Below are 14,673 nucleotides of genomic sequence, written 5' to 3' on the forward strand. Positions count from 1 at the left end.
CGCCACCCCGGAATCCACCCCCAAGGAAGGCGCTGCCCCCGTGAAGATGCTTGCTGAGATGTTCAGCATCGCCCCCGGCAACAAGGACCACCACCCGGCACTGAGGTGCGCCGTCGGCGTCTTCGTGCCCCTGATCACCCTGGTGCTGCTGGGCAGGCTGGACCTGGCAATCTTCGCGTCGTTCGGTGCCTTCACCGGAATCTATGGCCGCGGAGAGCCGCACGCCGTCCGTTTTGTGCTGCAGCTGCGCGCCGGGCTGCTGATGCTGCTGGTGATCCTCCTCGCCGCGCTCGCCGCCCGGATGGGTCCAGCCTGGGGCCTGGATGCCGCCGCGCACACCTGGCTGCTGGTCCTGGCCACCACCCTGGTGGCCGGCGGGTGTTCGGTGGCGATCTCCTGGCTGCGGCTGCGCCCGGCGGGCTCCCTCTTCCACATCTTCGCCTTCGCCGCCATCGCCTCCATTCCCAACCAGCCGCCGCTGTGGCAGGGCATGCTGGTCGCGGTCCTCACCACGGTGTTCGCCCTGCTCATCGGCTTCTCCTCCCGGATCCTTCCCAGTCACCGCACCCCTTGGGCCAGGCCTCCCCGCATCCGGCGGACCCCGGCGGAGAAGCGGACGGCGTGGCTTGAGGGTTTCGGCTACCTGGTGGCGGCAGGCCTGGCCGGCTCGTTGGCCACGTGGGCCGGCGGCCGGCTCGGCTTCGGCCACAACTACTGGGCCATGGTGGCCGCCGTGGTTCCGCTGGTGGGGCACACCACCAGGCACCGGGTGCGCCGCGGCATCCAAAGGATCATCGGCACGGTGCTGGGCCTGCTGGTCCTGGCAGCCGTCTTATTGGTGGGCCTGCAGCCCTGGCAGACGGTGCTGGTGATGGCGCTCTGCCAGTTCGGCGCGGAGATGTTCATCATCCGCCAGTACCTGGTGGCCCAGGTGTTCGTCACACCCCTCGCGCTGGTGTCCACGCTCCTGGTGGTCCCCGCCTCGGCGTCCATCCTGCTGCGGGACCGCATCATCGAGACCGTCATTGGCGCCGCCGTCGGCATCGCGGTGGTGCTCGCCCCCGGCGCGTGGCGGCGCCTGCGGCGCAGGCCGGAGCAGGGCCCGACGGCGGCCTGACAGCCGTCCGGTAAAAGCGCCTGTGGGTGCGCCCCGCCTTCGGTTCGTCCCGCCTTTGGTCCGCCGGGCGCGGTATGCTGGACTTCCCATTCAACGGAAGGGCGTGCGGCCGTGGCGAACTCAAGCTCGGGCGATTCGGTGGTGGACCGGATTGTGCGGCTGATCTCCGCCTTCCCCCAGGACGTCGCCGATCTCCGGTTGTCGGAGCTTGCGGAGCGGTCCGGCCTCCCCCTGACCACCACGCACCGGCTGGTGGGCCAGCTCGCCGGGCATGGCCTGCTGGAGACTGCCCCCGGGGGAACGGTCCGTCCCGGCCTCCGGCTCTGGGAACTGGTGAACCGCGCCTCTCCCGCTCTGGCGCTGCGCCAGGCCGCCATGCCCTTCATGGAGGACATCCAGCAGGTCCTGAACCAAAACGTGAACCTTGCTGTACTGGACGGCTGGGAGGCGCTCTTCGTGGAGCGGCTCTCCCGGCGCGGCTCGGTGGTCAACCGCGCCCAGGTGGCAGGCCGAATGCCTGTCCATATCTCGTCAGCCGGCCTGGCGCTCATGGCCCACCAGGACAGGGCGCTGCAGAACGAGTACCTCGGCCAGTTCCACGATCCCGACGGAAAGCTGACTGCCGATGACGTGCGGACCCTGCTCGCGGACACTTCGCGACAGGGTTTCGCGCAGCTGAAGGGCGTGGTTGACCCGGACACGTGGGGCATAGCCGTGCCCGTCCTTAACCGCCGCCGGCGCGCGGTGGCGTCTCTCGGCGTCGTGGTTCCATTGCGGGAAATGCGGCTGCAGGCGCTGGTTCCCGCGCTGCAGACGGCGGCCCGCGGCATTGCCCGCGGCCTCGCCGAGGCCTGATCCGGCCCCTCACACCACCCCCGGAATCCGTTGAACGGAATGCCTGTAACGCCGGTCACCCGGCCTGGCGCACACTGAACCCAGGCACCCATTCCGGCCCCACTCCCGGGCCCCGCAACGAAGCGAGACAAAGCCATGGCACGAAAAATCATCACCACCCAGGTAGCCATCATGGGAGGCGGTCCGGCAGGGCTGATGCTTTCCCATCTTCTGGCCAAGGCAGGCATCGAGTCCACGGTGATCGAGATCCGCAGCCACGAGGAAATCTCCCACACGGTGCGCGCCGGCATCCTGGAGCACGGAACAGTTAACCTGCTGGTGGACAGTGGCGTCTCGGACCGGGTGCTGCGCGACGGCGACCGGCACGACGGCATCGAGCTGCGCTTCAACAACGAGAGCCACCGCATCGACTTCAAGGACCTCGTGGGCGAGTCCGTGTGGCTGTACCCGCAGACGGACGTCTTCCTGGACCTCGCCGCACGGAGGAAGGACGACGGCGGCGACGTGCGGTACAGCGTCACCGACACCACCGTCCACGACCTGGAGGGCAGGCCGAAGGTCTGGTTCACCGATGCCGACGGCGTCGAGTTCGAAATCCAGGCCGACTTCCTGGTGGGCGCTGACGGCTCGCGCAGCCACTGCCGGTTCCAGATCCCCGAGGCCCACCGCAAGTGGTACTTCCACGAATACCCCTTCGCCTGGTTCGGCATCCTGGCCGAGGCGCCGCGCAGCTCCGACGAACTGATCTACGCCAACTCGGCCAACGGCTTCGCCCTGATCAGCCAGCGCACGGAAACCGTGCAGCGGATGTACTTCCAGTGCGACCCCAAGGAAAACGTGGCGGAATGGGATGACGACCGGATCTGGGCCGAATTCCGCAGCCGCGTCAACGGCAACGGCTTCGAGCTCAAGGAGGGTCCGGTCCTGGAAAAGATGGTCCTGCCGTTCCGCAGCTTCGTCCACACCCCCATGCGCCACGGCAACCTGTTCCTGGCCGGCGACGCCGCACACACCGTGCCGCCCACCGGTGCCAAGGGCCTCAACCTGGCCATCAACGACGTCAAGTTCCTCTTCGAGGGGCTGGACAGCCACTACAACTCCGGCTCGGACCGGCTCCTGGACACCTACAGCGACCGCGCCCTGGACCGGGTGTGGAAGGCCCAGCAGTTCTCCTACTGGATGACCACCATGCTGCACACCCCGGCCGATGCGGACGACTTCTCCCGCGCCCGCCAGCTCGGCGAACTGAACTCCGTGGTCTCCTCCCGCCATGGCAGGGCCTACCTGGCTGAGGCCTACACGGGCTGGCCCGCCTCCTCCTAGGGCATCCGGAGAAAGGACGACGCCGGCCGGCCGGGTGAGGCTTATATACCCACCAGCCGCCGGACAGCGGCGGCGATGGCGGCAGCGTCCGGCTGCTCGTCCCGCCTGACGGTGAGCAGGTGCAGCAGCACCCCGTCGCCGTAGTCGGCCACATCCCGTGCCCGCGCCCGCGCGTCCGGCACTCCCAGCCCGGCAAGCGCCTGTTCCAGGCCTCCCACCAGCTGGAAGTGGCCGGCCGTCACGGAGTCCGGCTTGTCCAGGGAAAGTGCCAGCCGGGCGCGGGTCAGGCCGGCGTGCCGGCCGGCAAGCATCACCACCATGGAGGCGAGCTGGCCTGCCAGTTCACCCACGTCCTTGGGCGGACCGGCAGGCCCCTGGTCCCGGAGGAGGGTGGCGTCCAGCTCCAGCAGCCGGCCCAGGACGGCGTCAACCAGGGCAGCGCGGTTCCGGTAGTAGTTGGACGTGGTGCCCTCCGACAGGCCTGCGGCGGTGTCCACGGCCCGGTGGGTGAGCCCCTTCATGCCCTTGTCCGCCACCACGGCCAGGGCGGCATCGAGCAACAGGGTGCGTCGGTCCGGCATGGATTCAGTGTAGTGGGACCCCTTCCGGATCACTACAAAAGTAGTAAAATGGCGCGCATGGAAACGATCACGATCGTTGGCGGCGGCATCGCCGGCCTGGCCCTTGCGGCAGCCCTGGATCCCAGCCGCTTCCACGTGACGGTGTACGAGAAACGGCCGGAACTGCCCACCGTCGGCAACGCCCTCGGGATGTGGCCCAACGCCCAGCGAGCCCTGGCCCGGCTGAGAATACTGGACCAGGCCCGGGCCGTCAGCCCGGTGCTGGGCAGCGGGTCGGTCCGCAATGCACAGGGTGAACCGTGGGTCACGGTCGATGCCGGGGAGATGTTCGGCATTTCCCGGATCGACCTGATCCGGCTGCTGGACGGCGCCGTGCCCGCCGCCGTACGCCGTGTCACCGATGCCGTGCAGTCAGTCCCCGCGGATGGCAGCCTGGTGGTGGGCGCTGACGGCGTCCACAGCATGGTTCGCCGTACGGGATGGGGCAGCGCCACCGATGCCCGCCTGACGCCCTACCTTGCCCTCCGGGGAACCCTCCCGACGCCGGTCGCTCAGGACGAGGTGGGCGAGTACTGGGGCCGCGGCGACCTGTTCGGCATGGCAGCCGCCCGGGGCGGGTCCTTCTGGTACGCCAGTTACCGGTCCGAACTTGGACCCTACGGAATCGATGTTCCGTTGGCGCTGGACCAGGCCCGGGAACGCTTCTCCGGCCACGCGCCTGCCATCCGGCGTGCCCTCGCTGCAGCTACCCCGGAGGAATGCCTCGTCCAGCGCCTGTGGACAGTGCCGCATCTGCGCTCCTACGTCAGCGGGCGGACGGTGCTCATCGGCGATGCCGCGCACGCCATGATGCCCACCCTTGGCCGCGGCGCCTGTGAATCGCTGGTGGACGCGGTGACACTGGCCGACCTCCTCAACAACGCGCCTCAAGGCCAGGAGCAGGCACTGCGCGCCTACAACAAGCAACGGAGACTCCGCACCCGCGCCGTGAGCGTGGCCTCCTCTGCACTCGGGCGTGTCGCCCTGGCAGACCGTGCCCAGCCGCTGCGCGACCGCGTGCTCAACCTGGCCCGGCGGCGGAACGCACGGACCGCCGTCGCCAGCGGTCCGGGGCGGTAGTCAGCGGACGGCGGCTGCCGGGCGCGTGGCGTCGTCCTCACCCGGCGCCTGTGCGCCGGGAAGTCCGGCGTCGGAGACCTGCAGGCCGGCCGGAGCTGCGGGAAGACGCTTCCTGCCCTTCCGCCGCCCTGACCTGCCGTACACGAGGTACATCGTCACCCCGGTGATCACCATCAGCAGCACCGTGTAGACAAAGGTGTTTGCGATGCCCTCCGTGCCCTCGGCACCGTCGGTGTTCGCCTTGATCACCAGGCCCAGGGGCTGCACCAGCGGATGGGCCAGGAAGATCGCCGTGTCGTAGTCGTCCAGCAGGCTGTTGAAGTTCAGGGCCGTGATGGCTGCCGCCGCCGGAAGCACCAGGGGCAGGAGGATCCGGCGGAAGACATACAGCGTCTTGGCGCCCATAATGGCGGCGGCCTCCTCCAGGGAAGAGTTCACGGCGGCAAAGGATGCCTTGAGCATCCGCAGGGTGAACGGGATCTTCACCGTGACGAAGGCGATGAGCAGGATCACCGTTGTTCCGGTGAGGACGGCACCGCCTACCAGCGGATTGGGGTGGTCGTAGCTGACAATCAGGCCCAGGGCCAGCAGCGCTGAGGGCAGGATCCACGGGATGTGCAGCAGGTACTCAAATGTTGAGGCCACCCAGTTTTTATACTTCTGCAGCAGCCGGGCCACAAAGAGCAGGCCGCCGACGGCGATGACGGCCGCCAGGGCGCTGTACACCACGCTGACGATGAACGGCCGCAGCCCGGACTGCTGAGTGAGGACACGGATGTAGTTGTCCAGTGTCAGGTTGGAAAACGAGAGCTGTCCGGTCTGGATGGCGGCGCCGTCGGCAAATGAATAAAGCACGATCAGCACCACGGGAAGCGTGTAGACGGCAAAGAGGAGATAGGCCACGGCGTGCACCGCCACGTTGGCTACGGGGTTGGCAATGTCCTGTTTCTGCAGCTCGGAAGACACCTTTGACACCGAAAAGTAGGTGCCGCCCTTCTCCAGCCGGGACATCACGGCGAGCATCACCATAGTGGCCAGGCCAAGGATCACGGCCAGCAGCGCCGCCAGGTCGCGTGAAGTGGGGCTGTTGGTGAACGTCAGGATCATCGGCGTGATGGTCTGGAAATCGCGGCCACCCAGCACCTGCGGGGCGCTGAGGGCGCCCAGGCCGGTGAGGAAGGACAGGATGGTGACGGCGAACAGCGTGGGCTTGAGCATGGGCAGGACGATGCGCCGCAGGATGGTCCAAGTGGAGGCGCCAAGGTTCCGCGCGGCCTCAATGGTCTGGTAGTCGATGCCTTTGAGGGCGTTGGCAACGAACAGCATGTGGTTGGTGGTGGTGGCAAAGGTCATGACCGCCAGCACGGCAAAGAACCCGGAAAACCAGCCGGGGTCCATGCCGGGGACAACCCGGACCAGCAGCGACGTGACAATGCCCTTGTCCCCGTAGATGAATTTGTACCCCGCCGCCAGCACGATGCCGCCATAGATGAAGGTGGAGGCATAGCCCAGGAAAAGGATCCTCGAACCCCGGATCCTGAAGTAATGCGTCACCAGGACGATGAAGACGCCCACCAGGTTGACGGTGACGGACAGCGCCACGGCCAGCAGGAAGCTGTTGGCCAGTGCCTTCATGGCCCGCTGGGAGGAGAACAGCTTCTCCGCGGCACGGCCCGAAAAGCTGCCGTCGGGGAAGAACGTGGCGATCAGGATGTTCACGTTGGGCCATACCAGGAACGCGGCGATGAACCAGGTAAGGATGACCCCCACCACCACGACGAACGGGGAGCGGACCATGCTGCGCACCGCGTTGTTGCCGCTCATGGCAGGGCAACCGCCTGGTCCTGTGCAAGCGCGGCACCGGATCCCGGATGGTACTGGAGGATGTGCCCGGGCTGGACGTAGACCGTTGTGGCCGTGCCGGCCTCAGGGTGCGCGGCGCCGTCTTCCCGGACCAGGAGGCGGATATCCGCGCCATGGCTGCGGACCACATACCGGCTGTGCAGGCCGTGGTAGGTCCGGGACACCACGGTGGCGGGAAGCCCGACGGCGGTCCCTCCGTCCGCCGGCCGGTCCAGGGAGGCCTTTTCCACGCGCAGGTAGGATCTGGCATCCGTGCTGAGGCCGGCGCCGGAGAGCCGGTTGACCTCCGCCACGAAGTCCGGCGTCAGGGCCGAGCTGTCACCAATGAAGTTGCAGACGAACTCCGTAGCGGCATGGTCGTAGATTTCCTGGGGCGTCCCAACCTGTTCCACCACGCCCTTGTTGAAGACCGCCACCCGGTCACTCATGGCAAGGGCCTCGTCCTGGTCGTGGGTAACGTACACGGTGGTGATGCCGAACTCGCTCTGCAGGTCCTTGAGCTGCTGGCGCAACTGGTGGCGGAGCTTGGCATCGAGGTTGGACAGCGGCTCGTCCAGCAGCAGGATCTTGGGCCGCAGCACCAGGGCGCGGGCAACAGCCACGCGCTGCTGCTGGCCGCCGGACAGCTCGGCCACGTTCTTCGCCAGCTGCTCGTCGCTGAGTTCCACGCGCCGTGCAATATCCCGCACAAGGCGGTCACTGTCGGCAGGTTTTTCCTTCCGGACCCGGAGTCCGAAGGCGATGTTCTCCCATACGCTCATGCTCGGGAACAGGGCATAGTTCTGGAACACCATGCCCACCTGCCGCTTGTCGCTGGGAAGGCGGGTCACATCCTTCCCGTCCACCCGGACCGTACCCCCGGCCGGCTGGATGAAGCCGGCCAGGGTGCGCAGCGCCGTCGTCTTTCCACAGCCGGAGGGCCCCAGGAGGGTGAAGAACTCACCCGGCTGGACATGCAGGTCCAGATGCGGAATGGCGGTGAAATCGCCAAAGGTAACTTCGATGTTTTCCAAGCGGATCATGGCAACCTGTCTGATGGAACGCGGGAACGGCGGCTGGCGGGACGGGTTACGTCATGTATTCGAGTTCGATCTTCTCCACCCAGGCGCCCATGTTCTTCTGGACGAAGTCCCAGTCGATGTCCTGCTGCTTGAGGCCGGCAAAGAAGTCCACCACCTCGGGGTTGGCCTTCGCCTGGGCGCTCTTGTTGACGGGCATGGAGTTGAACTTCTGCGCGAACTCGCCCTGGACGTCTGCGCTGCCGAACCAGTCGATGAACTTCTGCGCCTGCTCCTTCTTCTTGGTGCCTTTCACCAGGGCGATCTGCTCCACGGCAAGGGGGACCCCCACGGAAGGAATGACCGTGTCCACGTTCACTTTGAAGGACTTTTCGCGGTCGGCAATGATCGAGGACGGCATCTGGCCCATGTCCACGTCGCCGGCGGCGATCCGGGCGAACAGGTCGGTCTTGGCCACTGCGGGGCTGCCGTTCTTGAAGTACTGCTCAACCTGCTTCCAGCCGTCGTCGGAAATCCCCAGATCCCCGGAGTCGTCCCGGTACCGGGAGAGGATGCCGGCGAAAACCAGCTGCGCCGTGGCCGTGCCCAGGCCGATGACCCGCTCGTACCGGCTCTTGAACTCGTCCTTGGTCCACAGGTCCGTCCAGTCCTTCGGTGCGGCGTCCTTGGAGATCTTGTCCGAGTTGTAGCCCAGGAGGATGGCCTGCTTCACCAGGGGCCAGTACGTCTCCCCGTCGCCCAGGCCCTTGTCCACATCGCCCGCCCACGCGGGCTGGTAGGCCTCCAGCGCGCCCTCGTTCTTGACCTGCGAGAAGTACATGTTGTTCAGGCCGAATGCGACGTCGGCGATGGGGTTGTTCTTCTCCGCAATGAGCTTGTTGGTGGCATCGGCGCCCCCGGCCCCCACGATCTCGATCTTGAATCCGGCCTCGGCCGCCTTGGCGGCCAACCAGTCGCCCCGGCCCTCGCCGTTGGAGTTGGTGTAGATCACCAGGGTGTCCCCGGAGGCGCCTGCCGGAGCCCCGGAGGCTTCACCGGTCGAAGCGGGCGGGGTGGAAGCCCCGCCGCAGCCGGCGAGCAGGGTGGCGGCGACGGCGGCGGCAACCAAAGTCTTCAATGTACGCACGATCAGGACTCATTTCTGGACTGGAATCGGAGCATGTCCGCACAGCCTATAGCCGGGCATGACAAAAATCGGGCTGTTATAGCTATCGATTCGATAAACAGCCCGGCTGCTCACTTTGGTCCAGTCGGGGAAACGGCCGGGGCCCTCGGCGTGAACCGGGGGAAAACCTTGGCCGTGGGCGGCGTCAGTCCTTGACGGCGGTCACACTGAGGTGGTGGGTGGGGATCCTGTCCCTGTCGTAGGTGATTTCCGTATAGCCGTGCGGCTCGGGCTTGCCCTCCTGGTTCAGGTTCACGAAAACGATCTCCTCGATGGTGAGGATGCTCTGCCGGGTGATCATGTTGCGGACCTCGGCGCGCATGGTCAGTGAGGTCCGGCCAAACCGCGTGGCTGTCAGTCCCATTTCGATCAGGTCGCCCTGGACCGCGGAGCTGACGAAGTTGATCTCCGAAATGTACTTGGTGACTGCGCGGCCGTTTCCCAGCTGGAGGATGGCGTAGATGGCGGCTTCTTCGTCGATCCATTTCAGCAGGCTGCCGCCAAAGAGGGTCCCGTTGGCGTTGAGGTCCTCGGGCCGGACCCATTTGCGGGTCCGGAAGGTGATGTCTGCTGTTTCCATAGGCCGAGATTAGCCGAAGCCACTGCCCGCAATCCGAGTGTGACGGACCGGGTGCTAGGCCATGGCGGTCTGGGCGGCACTGTGGGCGTTGATGCGCTTGGCGTAACAGTGCGAGTGCTCCACGCCGATATAGGGCCCGAAGTTCGGGATGGGTTCGAACCCCGAATTCTCGTAGAAGTTCCGGCCGTCAGGCTGTGCCGATCCGGCTTCGGCTTTGATCCTGGTGATTCCCTGGCTGAATGCTTCTGCTTCCAGTGCCGCGAGGATGGAGCTGGCAACGCCGGAGCCCCGGGTGTACGGCAGCACGTAGAGCCGCTTGATTTCGGCCGTTGTTCCATCCAGGAGCCGGAGCCCGCCGCAGCCCACCGGTTGCCCCGATCCTTTGTCGTATGCCACCAGGAAGACAGCGCAGTCTGCTCCCGACGGCGGCGGCCCGGGCTCGTGGTCGGGCCGGCCAAAGCGGGCGTCGAGTTCGGCCTGCTGCGCGCGGCGAAGGTCCGCGCCAACGGGATTGGACCAGGAGACCTGCCGGATGTTGAGCCTGGGGTTGGTCTGCATATCTGCCTCGATTCGCCGGAGGGGTATGCCTGACAAGGCTAGGTGCGGGGAGTTACGCAGGTGTTTCCTGGCGGTTAGCACCTGGATAACGCCAGGAGCAGCCGTGAAGGGAAGTTACTTGGCGGTCTAGTTACCAGTTGGTCTAAAATGATCCCATGGCTTCTATGGGCAACGAGGGATCCGGCTACTGGTACGGACCCGACGGGCAACTGGACTACAGTGCGGCGGTACTCAAGGCCCTCCGGGACTACCGGGCGGCCGAGACCGAAATCCGCCGCAGCACCAGGGATTCCATGGGCATGGGTGAGACGGACATCCTTGCCCTGCGGTACCTGCTGAGGGTCCAGGCGTCCGGCAAGCAGGTTGTCCCCAAGGATCTCAGCCGGTTCCTCAATATTACTAGCGCTTCCACCACCTCGCTGATTGACCGCCTGGTGGCCAGCGGGCATGTCCGCCGGGAGGCGCACCCCTCCGACCGCCGCTCCGTGGTGGTGGTCCCCACGGTGGAGTCGGACAAGGAGGTCCGGGAGACCCTCGGTGCCATGCATCGCCGGATGATGGCGGTTGCGGAAGGCTTGACCGCAGAGGAGGCCCGAACTGTGGTCGACTTCCTCCAGCGCATGACCGAATCGCTCCAGGCGGCCGAAAGTGCGGAATTAAAAGTTCACTAGCCTGACTAGCTAGTTCGGCTAGTTATATGTAAGCTTACGATTGTTCCCAAAGTTGCTTCCCAACGGAGTCGTGAGTGTGTTGGTTTCTTCCACCGAAGTTTCACCGCGTGAGCCCGGCATGGCTGCGACCACCCCTGATGGGCTCCTGGACCTGACGCGATCCACCCTGGACGGCACCACAGCGCCGCAGGGAAAGGCCGCCGTCCATTGCGGTTCACCGATGCAGCTGGTGACCCCGGCACTCGGGTGGGAGCGCGCCAGCTACACCTTCGCCCCAACCAGTGCCGGAAGTACCGAACTTCCGCCTGTGTGGCGTTGCGCCTGCGGGTTCCAGCTCGATGCATGGACAACTGATTCCAGGGGCGCCCACCATACCGCAGCCTTTCCCGCATGAGCGCCACGGGGACGGCAGCGCCGGCGCTGCCGCATTCGTCGCTGAATGCCGCTGGGCCGCTGGCAGGCCGCTACCAGCTGAGGGAACGCCTGGGCAGGGGAGCAGCTGCCGAAGTCTTTCGGGCGGTGGACCTTGAGGGCGGTCCGGAGGTGGCCGTGAAGATCGCGGCAGCCAGCGGCCGGAAGCAGCATCAGCGGATCCGGAACGAAGCTTCCGTCCTCGCCGGCCTCACCCACCCATCCATCGTGAGGCTGCTGGGTCAAGGCGTGGTGGGCGGCGGCGGGACCCATGCGGGACGGCCCTATCTTGTGGAGGAGCTGGCCCTGGGGGCAACCCTGTCCGAAACCCTACGGCTGGAAAGCCCCACGCCCGCTGATGTGGCCCTCTGGGCCCGCGGCCTGTTCGGTGCGCTCGCGTACCTTCACTCCAACGGTCTTGTGCACCGTGATATCAAGCCCGCAAACCTGATGCTGAGCGGCCTGCGGAGAAGTCCTGTCCGGATCATCGATTTCGGAATTGCCACGGCCACCGGCTCGGCGCCCGAGCCCGGAATTTCGTCCGGCACAGTGCACTATATGAGTCCCGAGCAGGCATCCGGCGGGGCAGCGGCTCCGTCATGGGACGTGTACGCCATGGGGCTGGTCCTGTTGGAGCTCCTCACAGGCACCAAGGCGTTTCCCGGCACCGCCATCGAATCCCTCGTGGCCCGGACCCTGCGGTCCCCGGACGTCCCAGGCCACCTCGGCGGCTGGGTGCCCCTGCTGCGGTCCGTTACCGCCATGGATCCCCGGGAACGGCCGGCGGCGGCAGATGCCGCAGCGATGGCAGCCCGGCTTGTGCCCGGGGTGCCGTCCCGCAGCCCAAGCGTTCAAGGGGTCCGCGGGAGCCTGCCCGGCGGGATCGACGCCCGTCCGTGTCCCGCGCTGCGGGCACGTCCATCCCGGCGCCACCGGCAGCAGGCCTAGGGGGCGGCTACGTCCCGACCTGTCGGGTCCTCCGCGGTCGGGTCTGCCAGGGCAAGGCCGCCCACGGGGCTTCCGTCCCAGTGGAGCAGGGTCCAGCCGGTCGCCAGGCTGCCTTCGAGTGCCACGATTCCGGTGTTGGCCAGGACATGGCGGGCAGCGAACTCGTGGTCTGCGCCCTCGGCCCGCAGCCCCGCCCAGGTACGGATGGCGGCGCCGTGGCTGACCACTGCAACGGTGCCGTGCTGCTGGCGTTCCGCCCGCCCGGCCACCAGCGCGATGGCAGCATCGAACCTGTCGAAGAAGGCGTGGCCGTCGGGCCCCGCGGGCATGCGCCGGTCCAGGTCGCCCGCAGCCCAGGAGATCACGGTGCCCATGTAGCGCTTATGGGATTCGTGGTCGGTGAGCTTCTCCAGTGATCCGGCCTCGATTTCGTGCAGCCCTTCAAGCACCTCAACGTCAAGGGTGTGCAGGCGTGCCAGCGGTGCGGCCGTTATCTGCGTCCTGATCAACGTGGACGCGTACAGCGCTCCGATGCGTTCGTTGGCAAGGGCCCGCGCCATGGCTTCTGCCTGCCGTTCGCCGAGTTCGGTCAACCCGGGGCCGGGATGGTCGGTGTCCAGCTGGCCCAGCACGTTGCCGGGGGTTTCGCCGTGGCGGATCAGGAGCAACTTCATATTCCCAGTTTCCCACCCCCGGCTGGTAGCGGGCGCAAAGCGGAACTGTCCGTGGCGCTGCCGCTCCACAACGAAGGCGCCGGGCCCACATGAGCCCGGCGCCGCCGTCGTAAATTCCTGCCCTTCCGGCAGCCCTGCTGGCGCAGTGCCTACTTCAGGTGGTCCACCAGCTGGTCCGCGATGCCGGTGTACCGGCCGGGGGTGAGAGCCAGGAGGCGTGCCTCGGCCTCCGGGGAAAGGCCCAGGCCCTGCACAAACTCCTGCATGCGGGCGGCATCCACGCGCTGGCCGCGGGTGAGGTCCTTGAGGCGCTCGTACGGGTTTTCCATGCCTTCGACGCCTGCGATCGCCTCGGCCCGCATCACCATCTGGATTGCCTCGCCCAGGACCTCCCAGTTGGTGTCCAGGTCCGCTGCCAGGACGTCCTCGGCAACATCCAGGCGCTCCAGGCCCTTGGCCACGTTGGAAATGGCCAAAAGGGAGTGCCCGAATGCGACGCCGATGTTGCGCTGGCTGGAGGAGTCTGTGAGGTCGCGCTGCCAGCGGGAGGTCACCAGGGTGGCGGCCAGGGTGTCCAGCAGGCCGTTGGAGATCTCGAGGTTGGCCTCAGCGTTCTCGAAGCGGATGGGGTTGACCTTGTGCGGCATGGTGGACGAGCCGGTTGCCCCGGCCACCGGGATCTGCGCGAAGTAGCCAATAGAGATGTAGCTCCAGACATCGGTGCAGACGTTGTGCAGGATGCGGTTGAAGCGGGCCACGTCGGCGTAGAGCTCCGCCTGCCAGTCGTGGCTTTCGATCTGGGTGGTGAGGGGGTTCCAGGTGAGGCCCAGGCCTTCCACGAACGACTTGGAGACCTGCTGCCAGTCGGCGGCGGGGACGGAGGCCACATGGGCGGCGTAGGTGCCGGTGGCACCGTTGATCTTGCCCAGGTATTCGGTCTTCGCGATCCGATCCAGCTGGCGGGTCAGGCGGTGCGCGATCACGGCCAGTTCCTTGCCCAGCGTGGTGGGGGTGGCCGGCTGGCCATGGGTGCGGGACAGCATGGGGACCGCCCGGTTGTCCTCCGCCATCCTGCTGATCTGTGCCACCAGGGCGCGGGCTGCCGGGAGCCACACGTCCTCCACAGCACCCTTGACGCCGAGCGCGTAGGAGAGGTTGTTGATGTCCTCGGAGGTGCAGCCGAAGTGGACCATGGCGGTCAGGTTTTCAATGCCGATTGCGGGGAGGCGGCGGCCGATGTAGTACTCCACGGCCTTCACGTCGTGCACGGTCACGGCTTCGATGTCGGCGAGCTCCTGCACCGACGCTGCATCGAATTCGGTGACGATGGCGCGGAGCCGGTCCTGCTGTTCGGCGCTCAGGGGTCCGGCGCCGGGAAGGACGTTGTTGCCGGTCAGGTGGATAAGCCACTCAACTTCCACGGCCACGCGGTCCCGGTTCAGGGCGGCCTCGGACAGGTAGTCCACGAGGGGCGCGACGGCGGACTGGTAACGGCCGTCCAGGGGTCCAAGAGCGATTTTTTCCGATGACGCGGCGAGGGCCAGGCGTCCTGAGGGCGTACGGGTATCAGCTGTGGCGGCAGTTTCAGGCATGTGCTGATTCTTTCATGAAGTCCGGCAGCGCCTTAAGCGGATCGTCCACGTTACTTGTCCACATAGCCGACGGCGGCGCTTACGTGGGCAGCGGCGCGTGCCTAGCGTTGGGAGCAGCGCGGTTGGGGCGGATTGTCCGGCCGGGGAGGCCGGGACGGGCGGCGGGCAGGAAACCGGGTAGGAAGCTGGGACGGGGG

At 66.7% G+C, this 14,673-nt stretch carries 15 protein-coding genes; 7 read left to right on the forward strand and 8 right to left on the reverse strand.

Translation table 11 applies throughout. The features are described from left to right. The first annotated feature begins 40 nt into the window (after positions 1-40). The 3 genes from PUN51_RS17805 to PUN51_RS17815 all read left to right on the forward strand — a co-directional run bounded on the left by PUN51_RS17805 (position 41) and on the right by PUN51_RS17815 (position 3,295). Positions 41-1,117, forward strand: a complete 1,077-nt coding sequence (locus PUN51_RS17805; protein WP_159634991.1) for an FUSC family protein — start codon at positions 41-43, stop codon at positions 1,115-1,117. 111 nt (positions 1,118-1,228) lie between these two features. Continuing rightward, positions 1,229-1,972: an IclR family transcriptional regulator gene (locus PUN51_RS17810; RefSeq protein ID WP_275181968.1), complete on the forward strand. Its 744-nt coding sequence runs from the start codon at positions 1,229-1,231 to the stop codon at positions 1,970-1,972. A 135-nt stretch (positions 1,973-2,107) separates the two neighbouring features. Beyond that, positions 2,108-3,295: a 4-hydroxybenzoate 3-monooxygenase gene (locus tag PUN51_RS17815; RefSeq protein WP_224023775.1), complete on the forward strand. Its 1,188-nt coding sequence runs from the start codon at positions 2,108-2,110 to the stop codon at positions 3,293-3,295. Positions 3,296-3,336: 41 nt separating this feature from the next. Here PUN51_RS17815 and PUN51_RS17820 read toward each other — a convergent pair whose 3' ends face one another. Further along, positions 3,337-3,876, reverse strand: a complete 540-nt coding sequence (locus PUN51_RS17820; RefSeq protein WP_159629609.1) for a TetR/AcrR family transcriptional regulator — start codon at positions 3,874-3,876, stop codon at positions 3,337-3,339. A 57-nt stretch (positions 3,877-3,933) separates the two neighbouring features. Here PUN51_RS17820 and PUN51_RS17825 point away from each other — a divergent pair, with 57 nt between their 5' ends. Beyond that, complete coding sequence (locus tag PUN51_RS17825; protein ID WP_275181969.1) at positions 3,934-4,995, forward strand: FAD-dependent monooxygenase; 1,062 nt, start codon at positions 3,934-3,936, stop codon at positions 4,993-4,995. Here the strand turns inward: PUN51_RS17825 and PUN51_RS17830 are convergent, their stop codons facing one another. The 5 genes from PUN51_RS17830 to PUN51_RS17850 form a co-directional block, all read right to left on the reverse strand. Beyond that, complete coding sequence (locus PUN51_RS17830) at positions 4,996-6,819, reverse strand: ABC transporter permease (RefSeq protein ID WP_275181970.1); 1,824 nt, start codon at positions 6,817-6,819, stop codon at positions 4,996-4,998. Continuing rightward, the gene (locus PUN51_RS17835) at positions 6,816-7,880 is read right to left on the reverse strand and encodes an ABC transporter ATP-binding protein (RefSeq protein ID WP_275181971.1); all 1,065 of its coding nucleotides are present in this window, start codon (positions 7,878-7,880) and stop codon (positions 6,816-6,818) included. Before PUN51_RS17835 ends, PUN51_RS17830 begins: the two co-directional genes overlap by 4 nt. Positions 7,881-7,926: 46 nt before the next feature. Then, the gene (locus PUN51_RS17840; protein WP_275181972.1) at positions 7,927-9,003 is read right to left on the reverse strand and encodes an extracellular solute-binding protein; all 1,077 of its coding nucleotides are present in this window, start codon (positions 9,001-9,003) and stop codon (positions 7,927-7,929) included. A 184-nt stretch (positions 9,004-9,187) separates the two neighbouring features. Then, on the reverse strand, positions 9,188-9,622 hold the full coding sequence (locus tag PUN51_RS17845) for an acyl-CoA thioesterase (protein ID WP_275181973.1): 435 nt from the start codon (positions 9,620-9,622) through the stop codon (positions 9,188-9,190). 54 nt (positions 9,623-9,676) lie between these two features. After that, positions 9,677-10,180, reverse strand: coding sequence for a GNAT family N-acetyltransferase (locus tag PUN51_RS17850; RefSeq protein WP_224023768.1), 504 nt, complete (start codon positions 10,178-10,180; stop codon positions 9,677-9,679). Positions 10,181-10,335: 155 nt separating this feature from the next. On the opposite strand from PUN51_RS17850, the gene PUN51_RS17855 reads away from it, so the two are divergent. From PUN51_RS17855 to PUN51_RS17865, 3 genes are all read left to right on the forward strand, one after another. After that, positions 10,336-10,851, forward strand: coding sequence for a MarR family winged helix-turn-helix transcriptional regulator (locus PUN51_RS17855; RefSeq protein WP_159629622.1), 516 nt, complete (start codon positions 10,336-10,338; stop codon positions 10,849-10,851). Positions 10,852-10,969: 118 nt separating this feature from the next. Beyond that, positions 10,970-11,245 carry a hypothetical protein gene (locus PUN51_RS17860; RefSeq protein ID WP_224023766.1) on the forward strand — a complete coding sequence of 92 codons (276 nt, stop codon included), beginning with the start codon at positions 10,970-10,972 and terminating at the stop codon, positions 11,243-11,245. After that, positions 11,242-12,210: a serine/threonine-protein kinase gene (locus tag PUN51_RS17865; protein ID WP_224023764.1), complete on the forward strand. Its 969-nt coding sequence runs from the start codon at positions 11,242-11,244 to the stop codon at positions 12,208-12,210. Before PUN51_RS17860 ends, PUN51_RS17865 begins: the two co-directional genes overlap by 4 nt. Here the strand turns inward: PUN51_RS17865 and PUN51_RS17870 are convergent. Next, positions 12,207-12,884, reverse strand: coding sequence for a histidine phosphatase family protein (locus tag PUN51_RS17870; protein WP_224023762.1), 678 nt, complete (start codon positions 12,882-12,884; stop codon positions 12,207-12,209). The two genes, PUN51_RS17865 and PUN51_RS17870, sit on opposite strands and share 4 nt — an antisense overlap. A 149-nt stretch (positions 12,885-13,033) precedes the next feature. Further along, a complete protein-coding gene (gene purB, locus PUN51_RS17875; protein ID WP_224023760.1) occupies positions 13,034-14,476 on the reverse strand; it encodes an adenylosuccinate lyase in 1,443 nt (480 codons plus the stop codon). Positions 14,477-14,673 lie beyond the last annotated feature (197 nt).

The sequence above is a fragment of the Arthrobacter sp. NQ4 genome, assembly GCF_029077345.1.
GTDB lineage: Bacteria > Actinomycetota > Actinomycetes > Actinomycetales > Micrococcaceae > Arthrobacter.